Origin of the sequence: Chromatium okenii, assembly GCF_016583745.1 — a bacterium.
Classification (GTDB): domain Bacteria; phylum Pseudomonadota; class Gammaproteobacteria; order Chromatiales; family Chromatiaceae; genus Chromatium; species Chromatium okenii.
Window position 1 is genome coordinate 1 of sequence record NZ_NRRQ01000130.1, and the last position, 584, is coordinate 584.

Below are 584 nucleotides of genomic sequence, written 5' to 3' on the forward strand. Positions count from 1 at the left end.
CTCTATACGATCGAAGCGTAACTCAAGGCCAGTCGCTACAACCAGGTAGTCATATTCGATGGTATCGCCTTCGTCAGTGACCAGGCGGTTGTTTTCCGGGTCGTACTCCTCGACCATCGCCTTTACCCAGCGCACATCGTTGGGCATGTAGCGATCGTTGCTATCCTCGGTTTTGCCTTTCTCCCAGATGCCGGTAGCAACCAGGGTCAGACCAGGTTGATAGTAGTGCGGCTCGCGTCGGTCGATTACTGTAATCTCGGCGCCATCCAGGCGCCGGCTGAATCGGTTAGCAGCGGCTAGCCCCGCAGCACCGGCACCTACTATGACAATGCGGGCATTGGTTGATACAGCACGGCTCGGGGCGCTGTAGAGCAAGCCTGGGGCACCCATGGCACCAGCCGCCAATGCTCCGCCTCCAACTCCGGAGAGTTTGAGAAAATCTCGGCGACTGGCTACCTCAATCAAGTTACTCTGCCCCTCTCGGGGGGGTTGTGACGGATGGTCTCTGGACATACTCGGTTCCTCCTGGGCGTATTATTATATGTTGCAGCTCTGCTGGGGGAGCCTCAAAACGCACTATAGAA

1 protein-coding gene is annotated in these 584 nt (G+C 56.8%); it reads right to left on the minus strand.

The genetic code is table 11. From position 1 onward, the window contains the following. Positions 1–513, minus strand: a 513-nt coding sequence (locus CKO12_RS14500; protein ID WP_200155417.1) for an FAD-dependent oxidoreductase, incomplete at its 3' end; no start/stop codon positions are given. Positions 514–584 lie beyond the last annotated feature (71 nt).